We start from the raw sequence: 14,763 nt of genomic DNA, 5'->3' as shown, positions 1-14,763 counted from the left end.
GGATTAATCCTGTAGCTGTATCGCCATTCCGTCCCAACTCACCTCAATGCCCTGCTGTTGCAGGAACCGGCGCTGGGGCGAATCCTCATTGAGGATGGGATTGGTGTTGTTAATATGAATAAGAATTTTACGACTGGCAGGTAAAGCCGCCAGCAGTGTCATCAGCCCCTGCTCTTCGGCGAGTGCCAGATGACCCATTGCCCGGCCGGTGTTTTTACCGACGCCGGTGCTTAGTAATTCATCATCCTGCCAGACGGTGCCATCGATTAACAGGCAGTCGGCTTTTTTCAGCCAGGGCAGGATCACATCATCCGGCTCACCCAGCCCGGGGGCATAGAATAATGATTTGCCGTTTGCTTTGTTTTCAATGAACAACGCGACATTGTGTCCGGGCAGAGGACGATCACGGTAAGGTGAGTATGGCGGTGCATTACTGAGAATAGGCACCGCGGTAAATGTCAGATTACCGCAGACCGTTACGCTGAAGGGTTCAAGCGGACGAATGGCATGGTGCTGCAGACCACCATTCCAGTGCTCCAGCATTGGGAAGACCGGAAAACCGGTACTAAGATCCTGATGAACTTCGTCTGTACACCAGACACGGTGCGGACAGCCTTCACGCAGGCTTAAAAGCCCGGTGGTATGGTCTATCTGGCTATCGGTCAGAATAATATCCCCGATGGCGGTCCCGCGCAGTACACCGCGTTTTACCAGCTCAGGGGTCATGAAAATTTGTCGGGAGATATCCGGAGAGGCGTTACATAAGACCCAGTCTTCACCGTTATCACTGACAATGATTGAAGACTGTGTCCTGGCGTGAGCATTGATGGTACCGTCACGCAGCCCTTTACAGTTGCTGCAATTACAGTTCCACTGCGGGAAACCACCACCGGCAGCAGAGCCCAGCACTTTGATAAACATAAAATACTCTTTACTGAAGGTAAGTGCCGCCCGAAAGCGGCCACTTATGACACCGGATAATTAACGGTTAGAAATGTACAGAGTCACTTCCATACCCAGGCGCATATCTACGAATTCAGGTTTTTTCCACATAATAATGACCTTAATACTTAAAATGTTAATGTCCGAAAAATAGCCTGCGACCGGGTGCTGCCCGGGTTTCCCGGAACACCCCCCTTCACAAGGCCGATAAATGTTGCGCCTTTGTCAAGCAGAGGTCAATGAAAAGATGACTAAATTCTTTTAAGCTGTCATAAAATGTTCGACGATACGTAACCAGTTGTGACGGCAGACTTTGTCGATCACCGCCCCGCTCAGCCCTGCCTGGTGCAGACTCTCTTCAATGGCCGGTAACCCGGTCACATCTTTAAGTGCAGCAGGCACACTGGCGCCGTCAAAATCAGACCCCAACGCCACATGATCTTCACCGGCATGGTTGATCATATAACGAATATGCCGGGTAATGAGTTCTGTCGGCGTATCGTCGTTTCGCTGACCGTCCGGTCGCAGAAAAGCGTTACCAAAATTGATGCCTGCCACGCCGCCACTCTCTGCCAGGATACGTAATTGCTCATCGGTCAGGTTACGCGGCTGGGGGCAGAGTGCATGGGCATTCGAATGGGTCGCCACCAGTGGCTGATGGCTGTAGCGCGCGGTATCAAAAAACGCCTGCTGATTCATATGCGAAACATCAATAATCAGGTTCAGTGCGCCAAGCTGGCGGATAAAATCGATCCCTTTGTCCGTCAGTCCGGGTCCGCTGTCCGGTGAGCCCGGGAAACTGCCGGTGATGCCCTCGCCGAACCGGTTAGGGTTATTCCAGAACGGACCGACACTGCGGACACCTCCCTGATAAAACTCGTTCAGTAACACACCTTCAGTATCCAGCGCATCCGCCCCTTCAATATGAGCAATCATCGCCAGCACACCGTTTTCCAGGCAGTAACGGACCTCTGCGGCCGTCCGGCAGATTTTGGCCTTACCGTCTGAAAACTGTTCCAGACGACCAAGGATTGCCAGCTGTTCGCGCATGACGCTGACGTGGTCACGCAATGCTCCGAGGCGCTGCGGGAAATGCCGGGCGACATAGCTTTCCGGCGGGACGAAGATAGCAAAAAATGCGGCCCCTAACCGGCCCTGACGGATACGGCTAAAATCCAGATGACCGTCGCAGCCCGCCCGGAAGAAGTAATGTTCCGGATTTTCCGGGTGTTGCAGCCATAACTGCATCAGTAAATCATTATGGCCATCAAAATAAGTCGTTATTGTCATACTTTACTGATCCCATGGTAACGCAGAGGGCCTGCTATCCCCCTGCTCAGGGAGAATTTACTGACGTTCAGCCAGATAGCGGCTGATCACGGCCAGATCCTGCGCACCAAGCCCGTCGTCTACCGCCTGTTGCCAGAGACGGGTAATGTTATCCAGTGCCGGTAACTGTGCTGCATTACCAGCTTCAACGGCTAGCTTCGCATCTTTCAGGGCCCAGATAAGCTGCATTTGTGGCGAGAAGTCGCCACTTTCAATCATCTGCAGTTTAACTTTCGCATAGGGTGCTGCCAGTGGCCCCCCTTCCAGGGCCTGCCAGAACGCCTCCGGGCCGAACCCCAGGCTTTCTGCCAGACGTTCACTTTCTGCCAGGCTCTGCATCAGACCTATCAGCCAGCTGTTCACCACCAGCTTCATCCGGGAACCTGCTCCGGCGTCACCCTGCCACAGGGTGGCTTTACTGATGGCAGCAAATACCTGTTCTGCTGCGCCGGCCCGCGAACGGTCGCCGCTGGCCAGTACCGTGATCTGCGCATTCTCCGCCGGGGCTTTGGTGCCGGAGACCGGCGCATCAAGGAAAAGAATATCCGGACGTTGCTCACTCAGCAGCTGATGTAGCTTTTCCGTGCCTTCCACACCGAGGGTACCCATCTGACAGACGGTTGCTCCCTGCGGTATTTCGCTCAGCGCCTGTGTCAGCACATCCCGGGTCGTTTTTTCGTCCGGTAACATGGTGATGATCACCGATGCACGGCTGACTGCCGCGGCAGGAGAATCCGCCAGCGTGAAGCCCGGTTGTGTTAAATCTTCGCCCTTTTCCGGGCTACGGTTCCAGCCATAAACGGCAAACCCCTTTTTCAGCAGGTTACTGGCAAAGGCGTGCCCCATGGCACCCAGCCCCAGTACTGCGACTTCAGGTTGTTTCATATGACCTCCGTTGATCGTTGATGGGGCCGAAGCCCCTGTCTGCAGCCCCCCCGACGGGAGGACCCACGCTAAATCCATTGACTTCAGGCGTGTACTGCCGGGCTCGTCACGGTACTACGCCGCCGGGCCTTAGAGACCTGAACATCAGATAATAGTGACTCAAACGGGATCCCCGTGTGCTGATGGAGTGCCAGAATCTGTGCCTTAGAGAGCTGCCGGGTTCCATTGAGTATTTCGTAGACTCTGGAGGATGTTGCCCTGATCATTCGCGCGACATCCTGCACACTCAAACCCTGCTGCTCCATACGAAACTTAATCGCCTCAACTGCTGTGGGAGGGGCAATTTTATAATGAATATCTTCATAGGCAGCGATCAGGGTAACCATAACTTCCATAAAGTCCCCCTCCTCTGTACCTGGCTCTGGCTGAGAGTCAAACAGCGGCTCAATGAGCGCCAGTGCGTTAAGATAATCCGTCTCATTGCGGATAGGCTTAACCTGATATGTCATAGTGTCACCTTCTTTGCATCAATTTTACTGTATTCAGCATGAGTGCCAACAAACTTAATGAATACCGCTTGTTGGGCGTAAGCAACGCTACCTATGATCCGATAAGTGTTGCCCTTGATGTCAAAAACAACACGGTTATGTTCTAAAAAATCAACTGAGCGGTATTGGCGCTTTATGTCCTGCGGTGAGTGCCAGTGTGCTTTACTGACCTCCTGGTACCAGGCAGACACCGGCCCTTTTGCGTCAGCATGTGTCGTCCAAAAGTCTGCCAATATCCTTTTTGCTACGACATTCATATCCAGTCCCTGAGTCCCAATATGGGATTCACTATACACCTCCCAAAACGGGACTCAAGCACTTCTTTCGGAAACCTTTGGAGCCAATAAGAGATGAGCGCGTGCCCGTGACATAATACGGAATACCGGCTGTCGCCGGGTATGATGTCCGGGCCTGAGGGCTTTCTTTTCTGGCCGGTACACCGGTATCGTGGCTGAGCAAACACGTAGTGAACGGATAACCCGTACCGGCCGGTCAGCAGAAGATACTGTGCAGGGACGAAGCGATAAGCAGTAAACCGCCTGCAATATTAATGATTTTTTTTAGCACCAACGTATTCGTTTTCTTTGCGGAAAAAATAAGAACCTGGCTGACCGCCACCAGCCAGAAACTCATTACCATCACATGGACGGAAGCCAGCATCAGATAATGGCTAATGCCGCCCTGCTGTCCGGCAAACTGTGAAACAACGGTCAGATAAAAAATGATCGCTTTCGGGTTCAGGATATTGGCTGTCCACGCGCCCCGCAAACTGACCGGTTCCGTGGCCTCCGGCAGAACGCCCTGCCGGGCCTTCATCCCGCTACGGATCAGTGTCGCCCCCAGCCAGAGCAGCCAGAGAGCTCCGGCGACTTTCAGTACCGCAAAGAGTGCCGGTACCGTGACAATGACTGCCGATATCCCCAATCCGATAAGGAGCGCATGGGTATAGATCCCCAATGCAGTTCCGGCAAGCGTATTGAACAACCCTCTGCGCCCGCCCGATAACGCGCTGCTCATCACAAGTGTAAAACTGGCACCGGGGGTCAGCGCTACCGGCAATAATGCAGGCAAAAAACCAATAAGATTTATTTCCATAAAATAGCAGAATACATATCCGTTAGCAGATACCCTGTGGTCAGTGTCTGACTGCACAGCATTGATAATAGTAATAAATACGCCCCGTCCTTCCGGGCCAGGGTCGTTGCTCCCTGATGCACAGTCAGAGTCATACCCGTAGAAACCCGGTTCTTCACGGTAAGAGAATGCCCTTGTGACGTAACAGGCTGGCAGACGTAATAAAAAACCGTCATGTGCGTAGTTATTACTTACCATAAAGGATAAATTCAGGAGTACCTTAATTTACCAGAGTGACACAGCATGCCTGAAACATTCAATGTATTAGCCGTTTCCGGAAGCCTGAGAGAGGCATCCGTTAACAGCACCTTCTTAAACGCATTGGCCCGGCTAAAACCAGACAATATCAACGTCCTTCTTCAGACGGGGCTGGATTTGCTCCCCTTGTTTAATCCGGATGATGAGACAATGCCTGTCGCTGAGGTTGCTGACTGGAGAAGAAATCTGCAGGACGCTGATTTGGTCATTATTGCCAGTCCTGAATATGCTCATGGTGTCACTGGTGTAATTAAAAATGCGCTCGACTGGATTGTTTCCAGCGGAGAGTTCACAGATAAACCGGTATCGATACCCAACCTCTCTCCCCGGGCCGGAATCGCGCATGCTCAGTTAATCGAAATAATCACGGTTATGGGCGCGCAATATAGCGCGTCATGCAGCCCTGTTGCCTCGCTTGCTGAGCCTTACGTCATTCCCGGGTTGTCTGCCGCAAAATTGTGCGAACAACCAGAGATTAACTCCCGTTTGCGCCGGTTGTGGGAAGTTATTCTTCTGACACTGACGAGCCGGCATGCCACGACAACGCGGTTGCGGAGAGCTTTTTCCAGCTACTGAAACGCAAACGGATTAAGAAAAAGATCCACAGAACGAGAAACGAAGCCAGAAGCGATATTTTTGATTACATCGAAATGTTTTATAACAGTGAGCGTCGGCAGGGTTCGGGCGAGCAGATGCCACCGGCTGAATATGAAAACCTATATTATCAACGGCTCAGAAGTGTCTGGATTATCCGTGGCGATCCACTAGGTAAGATCAGTCCCAAAGTACCTGTAGATAAACAGGTACTTGGGGACTGCCTATACTGTTATGGCAATAGTTACGCAAATAAGTAGCCAGATATATATTTTAGAGTGAATTGAGTCAGGTATTTTTGGGATAAATCTCGCCAGAGATATACCAAACCCGCCGAATATAACCAATAAAATTAAAATACTGATATTAATAAGACCTATGAAATGGTAATCCTTCATACCTGTGTCTGACGAATACAGCGAATAAACAAAAGAACCAAATATAGCCATCGGGAGTGTCAGAGGATTGGCGCACGCAACACTATCTGACATAGTGTTACCATGTCTCCTTAGCAAGGGTACTGTCATGACACTACCTCCAACACCAAGGATCGTAGCAATAATCCCAATAAAAATTCCACCTACAGAGTAGGTTTGAACACTCAACTCTTTCTTCGATACCTGCTTGAAAAATCCTTTTCTGAAGAGACAATCAATGATTGTAATAACCATGTAGACAATGAATGCATATCGTATGAAATGGTCATTAATAGCACCAGACATCAATGATCCAAGAACTGCCCCTAGGGCAATAAAAATTATCAGTGGATAAACAAGATTTTTGGAAATATTTCCTTTTTTCCAGTTGATGTAGGTAGCGAATGATGAATTGAATATCATCACAGCTGTAGAGGTTGCTACCGCAACATGCATTACGTTTGGGTTATGAGGATATTGGTTAGACAGCATCTGATATACGAAGGGTACTACTACGAACCCTCCACCGAAGCCAAACATGTACGTTGTAATCCCGGTAAGAAAACCAGCAAGGGATATAATAATCAACTCATTCATTTTAAATCACCATTTATTAATTTTTTAGTGAATAAGTCCATTTTTTCGGAAGTGGAATTAGTTAAAAATATTTTCATATAAAAATATAATATTTTCTGATGATTATAAATGACTATGCCTTTACCCTCACCTTTCTTTATTTCATCTTTTGTTGGAAAACCCCAATATTGGTGAGCATCCTGCGTGATGCCTGGAATATTTTTGCTGAAAAGAAATTTTTGTAAGGAATCTAATAAAAATTTCCCTGACTGCTTTCCTGCGTCAAAAATTGAGTGCAGGAAACAACGTCTATAATCAAAACTCCCGAATTTTTTGAACAACACGGGTCCGGCATCCCAAAATTCATCTATCTCGTGGATAGAAACAGCGTAAGATTTATCTTTTGCGGCATTGCTCTATAAAATGTCATAACTCCCCTGTAGTTAGGTAAGAGATCACTCTCAAGTTAGCCGTGCTATTTATCATAACGTGGTTTGCTCGTACCTCTCAAACGCTCCAGAAAAAAATTTACGGTTTACCGTTGTAGCCATCCATATAGGTCTCTGTGGCCGCGGAGAGCGCTAACGCCGCCTTCTGTTCAGGATGCTCAGTGCTGTAGGACTGATTATTGAATCTTTCATGCTGCGCGGCAGCCTTGAACATCGGTAGCCCTTCAAAACTCTCAACCCTTCTCTGAGCCTCTGCACGGCTGAATCCCCTATCACGGTCGACTTTTCCTAAGTCATAAAAGGGCTGTAAAAACTGACGGGCACCTTTAATACTGTCTGCCGTATTGACAGACATTTCCGGGTCGGTTCCCAGCGCGCGGTACTGCGCTATCAGATCAGTCGCATGGCGACTGATACTATTATCGGAGACACAACCACTCAGCAGCAGTGTAATAAAGACCAGTGGGGGTAAAGATTTAATCAGCATTTCAGCACCCATAATGAAATTATTAATTTGTTAGCCGTTATTTATAAACGAATAATATTTTTACCGTACCGGAATCCGTACGGGCTGATATCTGAACAATTCCTTACTCTGTTTGTTTTATGCGCACTCCAACGGCCGGATAATGCTTTGTGCATGGCGGTTGTGTGCGCTATGCCCTGTTTATTCACTAATGCACTCTGGCGTCGGCGGCACGTCAACCCTTCCGACAGACTCTGGTGCCCCGATAATCCACAGCAATTCAGCAGGCTGGCTGACTCCCGGTTTTATATCGCGGAAACGCCGCCAGGCGGAGCGGGTTTTTGTCTCTGTATCGCGGCAGATTATGGAATAGTATGCTGCATTTAAAAGTAAATTGCCCCGCGACGGTATTTTTTTGCCCCTTAAAACGATTACATTTTAACAAGCTCTGAAAAAAGAGGTAACATCGCCGACGATTCAGTGAAATTTAATATTTCCTGCTACGCATTAACCTGTTGCGAGCTTTTAATATAATGAAAATTAAACTACCACAGCTTAAAGCCAGTCTGATCCTGCCGGTCATCTTCCCGGCGGCAGGTCTGGCAGCCACTCCGTCACGGACGGATACCTCATCACCGGTAATGATTGTTTCTGCCACACCGGTAAGTCACGGTCTGTCTGAACTGGATACCCCGGCGGCCGTCAGTGTCGTTTACGGTGAAGATATGCGCAGAGCCCAGCCTCAGGTTAACCTTTCTGAAGGTCTGGCCGGGGTTCCGGGGCTGCAAATCCTCAACCGCCAGAACTATGCCCAGGACTTACAGCTCTCGATTCGGGGCTTTGGTTCCCGTTCCACTTTTGGTGTTCGCGGCATCCGTATTTATGTGGATGGCATTCCGGCCACCATGCCGGACGGACAAGGCCAGACATCGAATATTGATATCGGGTCGATTGACCATGTGGATGTGCTGCGCGGTCCTTTCTCCGCGCTTTATGGCAACAGTTCAGGCGGGGTCATCAACGTGGTGACCAAAAAAGGCCAGCAACCGGATACCCTGAAAGCCGGTAGCTGGTATGGCAGCTATGGTAGCTGGCGCAACAGCCTGCAGGCCAGCGGGTCGACCGGCGACGGCACCCATGCCGGCGATGTGGATTACACGGCGTCCGTTTCACGTTTCACCACCCACGGTTACCGGGACCATAGCGGTGCCAGCAAGAATCTGGCCAATGCCCGGCTGGGGGTGCGGATCGATGATGACAGTACCCTGACCCTGCTGGTGAACAGTACCCATATTCAGGCCGATGATCCGGGCGGACTGACACCGGAGGAATGGCGGGCGAACCCTGAACAGGTCGCGCCTAACGTCACTCTATACAACGCCAGAAAAACGGTCGATCAGACTCAGGCCGGGCTGCATTACGAGCGTTCTTTTGGCGATAACGATGACCTGAGTGTGATGACTTACGCCGGGATCCGTGAAACAACACAATACCAGTCAATTCCTTCGACTGCGCAGACCAAAAGTCAGAAATTCGGTGTGATTGATCTGACCCGTCATTATCAGGGTATTGATACCCGCTGGACGCACCGCGATACCCTGTTTTCGTTGCCGGTCAGCGCCACCGTCGGGCTGGACTATGAAACGATGTCAGAGCAGCGTAAGGGCTATCAGAACTTCACTCAGACTGACTTAGGCCAGAAAGGCGCTCTGCGCCGTGATGAAACGAACCTGATGTGGAACCTGGACCCTTACTTCCAGACCGCCTGGCAGCTTTCCGATAAATGGTCACTGGATGCGGGTGTACGCCTGAGTACCATCAGTTTTGACTCGGATGACCATTACCTGGCGAACGGTGATGACAGCGGCGATAAACGTTATCATCAGTGGTTACCTGCAGCCTCGCTGAAATATGCTATTGATGACAGCTGGAATACCTACCTTTCTGCCGGTAAAGGGTTCGAAACACCGACCATTACCGAACTGTCTAACCGTCCGGACGGAAAAAGCGGTCTCAATCCGGGGCTGAAACCTTCTACTAATAAGACCATTGAATGGGGTACGAAAAAACGTATCGGGTACGGCCTGCTGAATGCTGCGGTATTCCAGACAGATACCCGTAACGAAATCGTGTCCGCAGATAACAACGAAGGACGCGCGACCTATAAAAATGCCGGTCAGACCCGGCGCCGCGGACTGGAACTCGGATTTGAACAGCAATTTGCCGGAGACTGGCAGCTCACCACCTCCTGGACTTTACTGGATGCCCGCTACCGCAGTAATGCCTGCGCCGGCACCGGTAGCGACTGTACCGGGAACCGGATCCCCGGGATTGCACGCAACATGGGTTACCTCGGGCTGGAGTATGCGCCGTATTCCGGCTGGTATGGTGGTGCCGATATTCGCTATATGAGTAATATCGAAGCCGATGACCCAAATACTGTTAGCGCTCCGTCTTATACCGTCAGCTCCCTGAATACCGGCTACAAATGGCTGGTCGACAACTGGACGGTAGATCTCTCCGGGCGCATCGACAATCTGTTTAATCGTAAATATGTCGGTTCAGTCATTGTGAACGAGAGTAATGGTCGTTATTACGAATCTGCACCGGGCCGTAATTACGGTGTCGGTCTGAACGTCAGTTACGCCTTCCGGTAAACCAGGTAAGGTCACAGGCGGCATCCCGCCTGTGACCTGCTGCCAATACCGGCGCTCCCTCCACTTTGCCATCAGCACCGCAATAAACCGCCCTGCCTGCAGCGGTTTCACCAATATCGTCCACCTTGACTGAATGATGACCGCATCAGCAGTGCGTCTGGCGGGGCTTCCGGAGCCATAGAACCACTTGTCCGGGGAGATCGGCAATGCTATGTTGTGCTCCTCTTTAACCCGGAGTCTGACTGATGTCCCTGCATTCCCGTTTACCGGCGATCACCTTACCGATGGTTATTTCCGGCGCTGTTGCCGTACTTGTCGGCTATGCCAGTTCGGCCGCCATTATCTTTCAGGCGGCCCGGGCCGCTGGCGCAGATACTGCATTAACCGGTAGCTGGCTGGGGATGCTGGGGGTCGGGATGGGGATCACCTCTTTCGGTCTTTCACTGCGTTACCGGATGCCGATCCTTACCGCGTGGTCTACTCCGGGAGCTGCCATGCTGGCAACCAGTCTCAACGGCGTCAGTCTCTCCGATACTATCGGACTGTTTATCTTCACGAATCTGCTGATCGTTATCTGCGGCGTCAGCGGGGTATTTTCAAAACTGATGCGTTATATTCCTGCCTCTATCGCATCCGCGATGCTGGCAGGGATCCTGTTGCACTTCGGATTACAGACCTTCAGCGGACTGCAGCAAAATTTGCCCCTCTGTCTGGCGATGTGTCTGAGTTTTCTGTTGGCCCGCCGCTGGTCACCCCGTTATGCAGTGTTTTTCACCCTGCTGACCGGAGCTCTGGTGATCATCGTTCAGGGGCAAACCCCTCTGTCAGGCGTTAGCTGGCACCTGTCGGCCCCGGTATTTATCAGTCCGTCGATAAATCTGCCGCTGTTACTGGGCGTCGGTCTGCCCTATTTCCTGGTCAGTATGGCCTCCCAAAACGCGCCTGGCATCGCTACGCTGAATGCTCATGGTTATCCGGTACCGGTCTCACAGGTCACCACCATTACCGGCGCGGTTGCCCTGTTACTCTCTCCGTTTGGCGGTTTTTCTGTCTGTATTGCGGCTATCACCGCCGCCATCTGTATGGGTGAAGACGTCCATCCGCAACGTAATCAACGCTGGATCGCGGCGGCAATAGCCGGCCTGTTTTACCTGGTGACCGGCGCATTTGGTTCAGCGATTGCACTTTTGTTCAGCACTCTCCCCCCTGTTTTTATCCATACCGTGGCAGGCCTGGCCTTACTGACACCTCTGGCCGCCAGCCTGCACCGCTGTCTGGAACGCCCTGAACAACGTGATACGGCGATAGTGACTTTTCTTATCACCGCCTCCGGTGTTTCTGTCGCCGGTATCGGCCCGGCCTTCTGGGGAATGATCGGCGGTGGCCTCTGTCATATTATGCTCAGCCGACGGGTCGTAACAGTTCATAGCGCATCGACCCGCACCACCGGTTACCGCTGGAAAAAACCTTTCCGTCGTAAAGGTGTCGGGCATGCGGTCAAAAAATAACTCCTCGACTGCGCAACCCGTGCCAGTGCGGGTGATTCATAGCCCGTCAGGGGCCGGACTGGCAGCGTTATGCCGGACTGGTCGGAAAATTGCCTGTATTCCCGGGCCAGATGCACTCTGGCTGGCCGGTCATTGTCCTGTGATCATCGGGTGAGGATATCGCCGCCGTCAGGGTGGTGCGGGATAAAAGTGACGGCGTCACTTCCCCTGATCACTGAGCCCCCCGGAAGCCGGCGCTCTGTAGCCTATGACCGCAAGCCCCTCTGGTCACGTCACAAATAGCGCCATCGCGATATCGTCCCGGCCACTGAAAGCTGGCGAGTTCTGTTTTGTGGGTGAGCCACTGATCTGCCCTGCTGAAGGTTGTGCGGCTCCCGGCTTTTGCAGCATGAAGTAGTTTGCAAAGTTCAGAAGCGCGGGAAGCGAACCCTGCACTGAAGACCGCAGGCAGGTGCGTGTCATTCCAGAATGAACAGGGTTAATCGGACGGGTGACGGAACCGGGGATAACATTCGATCTGCGGGGACTGTACCTCCCGGACAGATTTGAGCCCGGGCGGACGACAGGAGGATGACCACCGGCCAATCCTCCCGCCGTCTTCCGGATTATTCAGCAGGCCGCCGCTGACTGACATCCCCGGCAGGTTCTTCGGTCACCAGCGATAACCGGCCTTCCAGCGCCCCGGAGGCTTCCCGCAGCACTGCAAGCACCGGCGCCAGCTCTGCCGTTACACGGGATGGAGACTCCAGCCGGAACACTGCCGGTAACGCCATTCCGCCGGTCAGCCAGTCCCAGAGTGCATCCAGATTGTTCCCGAATTCCGGAGGGCAATGGCTGTGCCGCACCAGATGCTGATAAAACGCCATTCTGCTGGTGATCTCACGGAAATCAAAAACAATAGTCAGCATTTCAGGGGATCCTTGTAAAGGTTCGGTAGTGATCGGTGGTCAGAAATACCAGCCCGTCAGAGGAATAGAGCAAACGGTCTGCATTACGGTGCCCGCAACGATAATTGACATCGGCTTCGTACCACCGGCGCCCCGCTGCATCCGGAAGCCGCCCTTCCCGGTTAGAAAAATGGTCGCCACCGATAGCTTTCCCCGGCAGGACGTCACACAGGTTCGCATCCGAAGGATCCCATCCATCATGGCGGGCTTCCCCTTTGCGAATGTAGTAGTCCGGTAAGCGATGGTACTGATGGATCCAGGCGGCGACTTTCTGTGGCGCGGTTTCTGCAGTGATATCACTGACACCTCCCTGCGCCGAATTATGCGTACGGGTCGTCGGCACGACGGGTGAAGAGCCATGTAAAGCCGGTTTAATTCCGAGCCAACTGGCAATCAGGGCGATAACTAATGCGCCCCAAAGTTTTTTAGACATAATCATTCCCTTAAATAAACCGGAGTGACTATACCTTTAATCTGTACCCGCTGTCAGCGCTCGTTCTGTGTCAGTATGTTGAAACCCTGAAAGGGTCACGGTCGGGTGCAGAGATACCCGCGCAGAACGCTTCGGGAAATGTCTGACCAGACTTATTCAGCGAAGCAGTGGCGAGTGTGATGAAACTATGGGAGTGAATGCATAAGGGGATGATCACAGGCGTTGTGTCATTAAGGCAGAGTAATTCCCCCTGCCTGCTCACCTGCATCCCAAATGGACCGTCGCGGCATATTTACGGCTATTCCCGCCCTGATAATCCCGGACGTAAGAAAAGCACCATGAATTGCCGGGAAAAGATCATAGAGCAATTAAAGCGTACCGGTGATACCGGCAGACTTCACTGGTGCTATGTTTACCCTGGTGTGGCGCATAGTCTGTTATGCCAGAAGTCTGTCGGTATCTGTCCGCTAAATACAATAACTAAGGACATTATTGCGGGCGGCGGCTACCCGCTGCATCAGTCACTCAGTTTGCCCTGGTGTGGCGCATAGTCTGTCAGCGGGGACTGGCACGGCGGGCGCCGTGCTTAATGCAGGTATTGCGTGCTGCCGGGTGCGGAAGAACGACGCCAGGTACCCGGAGCCATACCAAATTCCCGCTTAAAGCTGCGGTTAAAGGATTGCTGGGAATCGAAGCCCATCGAAATAGCCACGGTCAGGATCGGGTCATTGGTGGATGTCAGACGGCATGCTGATTTTTCCAGCTTTTTCTTACGAATGTATTCGCCGAGGGCATAACCGGTGTGTTCTTTGAACATCCGCTGTAGATGCCATTTTGAGTAACCTGCCCTTTCCGCTACCAGATCCAGGTTTAACCGGTTTTCAATGTGATTATCGATCCAGCTGATTAGGTCGTTGAAAAAAGCGCTGTTCATCAGTCTCTCCATCCGGACTTAAAGAAATAGTATCTGTTGCAGTTGCATTTAATGGTGCGCCAATAATCGCTAAAATGCAAACATAATAGTTGCATTAAATGCCTTACAGACGCAGGGGATATTCAGGCAATACATGAAAAGTGCCGTGACATCAGGAGGATACCTGCTGCCACGGGGAGATTAACTGTCGGGGATTTCGCTCACACGATGATCTGCGGCGTTGTATTCAGCCACAGGCGGGTTGGCTTTTGCCCGTACCGTGATTTCGGCCAGGGCATCTGCGACCGAACGCTTCGCCAATACATTCAGTGAGGCCTGCTCAGCCTCTTCTGCCAGCGATTTAAAATACCAGCAGACATTGGCGCTGACCACACAGCAGGGTTTCTTCACATCCGGACGTGAATTCAGCAGCTTTTTCTCATCCGTGACCGACAGATAGATATCACGCAGCGAAATATCCTCAGCCGGTCGGGCCAGGTGGATAGATCCGGTACGCCCGAGGGTGGTGGCAATAATGCCATCACGGGTTAAGGGTACCATCAGTTTGCGGATCAGGCTGGGGTTTGATTCCATGCCCTGCGCGAGGATAGCACTGGTCGAGCGTTTTCCGTGCTGCTCTGCCATAGCAACACTCAGTACCATCTGTAGTGCTGTAGGAAAGCGATAATCTAACATTCCGGTTCCTCT

General features: G+C 51.8%; 17 protein-coding genes and 1 pseudogene. 4 read left to right on the top strand and 14 right to left on the bottom strand.

Annotation, left to right across the window (positions count from 1 at the left end; all coding sequences use genetic code 11):
* Positions 1 to 3: 3 nt before the first annotated feature.
* The 7 genes from pqqB to CG67_RS05480 all read right to left on the bottom strand — a co-directional run bounded on the left by pqqB (position 4) and on the right by CG67_RS05480 (position 4,799).
* On the bottom strand, positions 4 to 921 hold the full coding sequence (pqqB, locus tag CG67_RS05505; protein ID WP_025901979.1) for a pyrroloquinoline quinone biosynthesis protein PqqB: 918 nt from the start codon (positions 919 to 921) through the stop codon (positions 4 to 6).
* Positions 922 to 981: 60 nt separating this feature from the next.
* Positions 982 to 1,053: a pyrroloquinoline quinone precursor peptide PqqA gene (gene pqqA / locus CG67_RS17365; RefSeq protein WP_071846626.1), complete on the bottom strand. Its 72-nt coding sequence runs from the start codon at positions 1,051 to 1,053 to the stop codon at positions 982 to 984.
* A gap of 150 nt (positions 1,054 to 1,203) precedes the next feature.
* Complete coding sequence (locus CG67_RS05500; RefSeq protein ID WP_025901978.1) at positions 1,204 to 2,232, bottom strand: dipeptidase; 1,029 nt, start codon at positions 2,230 to 2,232, stop codon at positions 1,204 to 1,206.
* 57 nt (positions 2,233 to 2,289) lie between these two features.
* The gene (locus CG67_RS05495) at positions 2,290 to 3,234 is read right to left on the bottom strand and encodes an NAD(P)-dependent oxidoreductase (protein ID WP_084764913.1); all 945 of its coding nucleotides are present in this window, start codon (positions 3,232 to 3,234) and stop codon (positions 2,290 to 2,292) included.
* 5 nt (positions 3,235 to 3,239) lie between these two features.
* A complete protein-coding gene (locus CG67_RS05490) occupies positions 3,240 to 3,665 on the bottom strand; it encodes a type II toxin-antitoxin system HigA family antitoxin (RefSeq protein WP_025901976.1) in 426 nt (141 codons plus the stop codon).
* Positions 3,662 to 3,961 carry a type II toxin-antitoxin system HigB family toxin gene (locus tag CG67_RS05485; protein ID WP_025901975.1) on the bottom strand — a complete coding sequence of 100 codons (300 nt, stop codon included), beginning with the start codon at positions 3,959 to 3,961 and terminating at the stop codon, positions 3,662 to 3,664. The genes CG67_RS05490 and CG67_RS05485 overlap by 4 nt, the downstream gene beginning before the upstream one ends.
* Before the next feature lie 235 nt (positions 3,962 to 4,196).
* Positions 4,197 to 4,799, bottom strand: coding sequence for a LysE family translocator (locus CG67_RS05480; RefSeq protein ID WP_025901974.1), 603 nt, complete (start codon positions 4,797 to 4,799; stop codon positions 4,197 to 4,199).
* A gap of 282 nt (positions 4,800 to 5,081) precedes the next feature.
* Between CG67_RS05480 and CG67_RS05475 the strand changes: the two genes are divergently transcribed.
* Both CG67_RS05475 and CG67_RS17360 read left to right on the top strand, forming a co-directional pair.
* Positions 5,082 to 5,672, top strand: coding sequence for an NADPH-dependent FMN reductase (locus CG67_RS05475; protein ID WP_025901973.1), 591 nt, complete (start codon positions 5,082 to 5,084; stop codon positions 5,670 to 5,672).
* A pseudogene (locus tag CG67_RS17360) lies at positions 5,630 to 5,839 on the top strand (IS3 family transposase); the annotation flags it as partial. The gene CG67_RS05475 and the pseudogene CG67_RS17360, both read left to right, overlap by 43 nt.
* 75 nt (positions 5,840 to 5,914) lie before the next feature.
* On the opposite strand, the gene CG67_RS05470 reads toward CG67_RS17360, so the two are convergent.
* The 3 genes from CG67_RS05470 to CG67_RS05460 all read right to left on the bottom strand — a co-directional run bounded on the left by CG67_RS05470 (position 5,915) and on the right by CG67_RS05460 (position 7,618).
* The gene (locus CG67_RS05470; RefSeq protein ID WP_025901972.1) at positions 5,915 to 6,703 is read right to left on the bottom strand and encodes a sulfite exporter TauE/SafE family protein; all 789 of its coding nucleotides are present in this window, start codon (positions 6,701 to 6,703) and stop codon (positions 5,915 to 5,917) included.
* A complete protein-coding gene (locus CG67_RS05465) occupies positions 6,700 to 7,026 on the bottom strand; it encodes a hypothetical protein (RefSeq protein WP_152975038.1) in 327 nt (108 codons plus the stop codon). Before CG67_RS05465 ends, CG67_RS05470 begins: the two co-directional genes overlap by 4 nt.
* 184 nt (positions 7,027 to 7,210) lie before the next feature.
* A complete protein-coding gene (locus CG67_RS05460) occupies positions 7,211 to 7,618 on the bottom strand; it encodes an Exc2 family lipoprotein (RefSeq protein ID WP_160318963.1) in 408 nt (135 codons plus the stop codon).
* Positions 7,619 to 8,130: 512 nt separating this feature from the next.
* Between CG67_RS05460 and pqqU the strand changes: the two genes are divergently transcribed.
* Positions 8,131 to 10,254: a TonB-dependent receptor PqqU gene (gene pqqU / locus CG67_RS05455; protein WP_025901969.1), complete on the top strand. Its 2,124-nt coding sequence runs from the start codon at positions 8,131 to 8,133 to the stop codon at positions 10,252 to 10,254.
* A 245-nt stretch (positions 10,255 to 10,499) separates the two neighbouring features.
* Complete coding sequence (locus tag CG67_RS05450) at positions 10,500 to 11,762, top strand: benzoate/H(+) symporter BenE family transporter (protein WP_074011135.1); 1,263 nt, start codon at positions 10,500 to 10,502, stop codon at positions 11,760 to 11,762.
* A gap of 605 nt (positions 11,763 to 12,367) precedes the next feature.
* Here CG67_RS05450 and CG67_RS05440 read toward each other — a convergent pair.
* The 4 genes from CG67_RS05440 to CG67_RS05425 all read right to left on the bottom strand — a co-directional run bounded on the left by CG67_RS05440 (position 12,368) and on the right by CG67_RS05425 (position 14,751).
* On the bottom strand, positions 12,368 to 12,670 hold the full coding sequence (locus CG67_RS05440; RefSeq protein WP_025901966.1) for a barstar family protein: 303 nt from the start codon (positions 12,668 to 12,670) through the stop codon (positions 12,368 to 12,370).
* Position 12,671: 1 nt separating this feature from the next.
* Positions 12,672 to 13,142: a ribonuclease domain-containing protein gene (locus tag CG67_RS05435; protein WP_025901965.1), complete on the bottom strand. Its 471-nt coding sequence runs from the start codon at positions 13,140 to 13,142 to the stop codon at positions 12,672 to 12,674.
* A 586-nt stretch (positions 13,143 to 13,728) separates the two neighbouring features.
* Positions 13,729 to 14,079: a helix-turn-helix domain-containing protein gene (locus CG67_RS05430; protein WP_025901964.1), complete on the bottom strand. Its 351-nt coding sequence runs from the start codon at positions 14,077 to 14,079 to the stop codon at positions 13,729 to 13,731.
* 177 nt (positions 14,080 to 14,256) lie between these two features.
* Positions 14,257 to 14,751, bottom strand: coding sequence for an Rrf2 family transcriptional regulator (locus CG67_RS05425; RefSeq protein ID WP_025901963.1), 495 nt, complete (start codon positions 14,749 to 14,751; stop codon positions 14,257 to 14,259).
* Positions 14,752 to 14,763 lie beyond the last annotated feature (12 nt).

Source organism: Tatumella sp. UCD-D_suzukii (assembly GCF_000611875.2).
GTDB classification, from domain to species: domain Bacteria; phylum Pseudomonadota; class Gammaproteobacteria; order Enterobacterales; family Enterobacteriaceae; genus Tatumella; species Tatumella ptyseos.
This window is presented reverse-complemented; position numbering and strand designations above follow the sequence as displayed.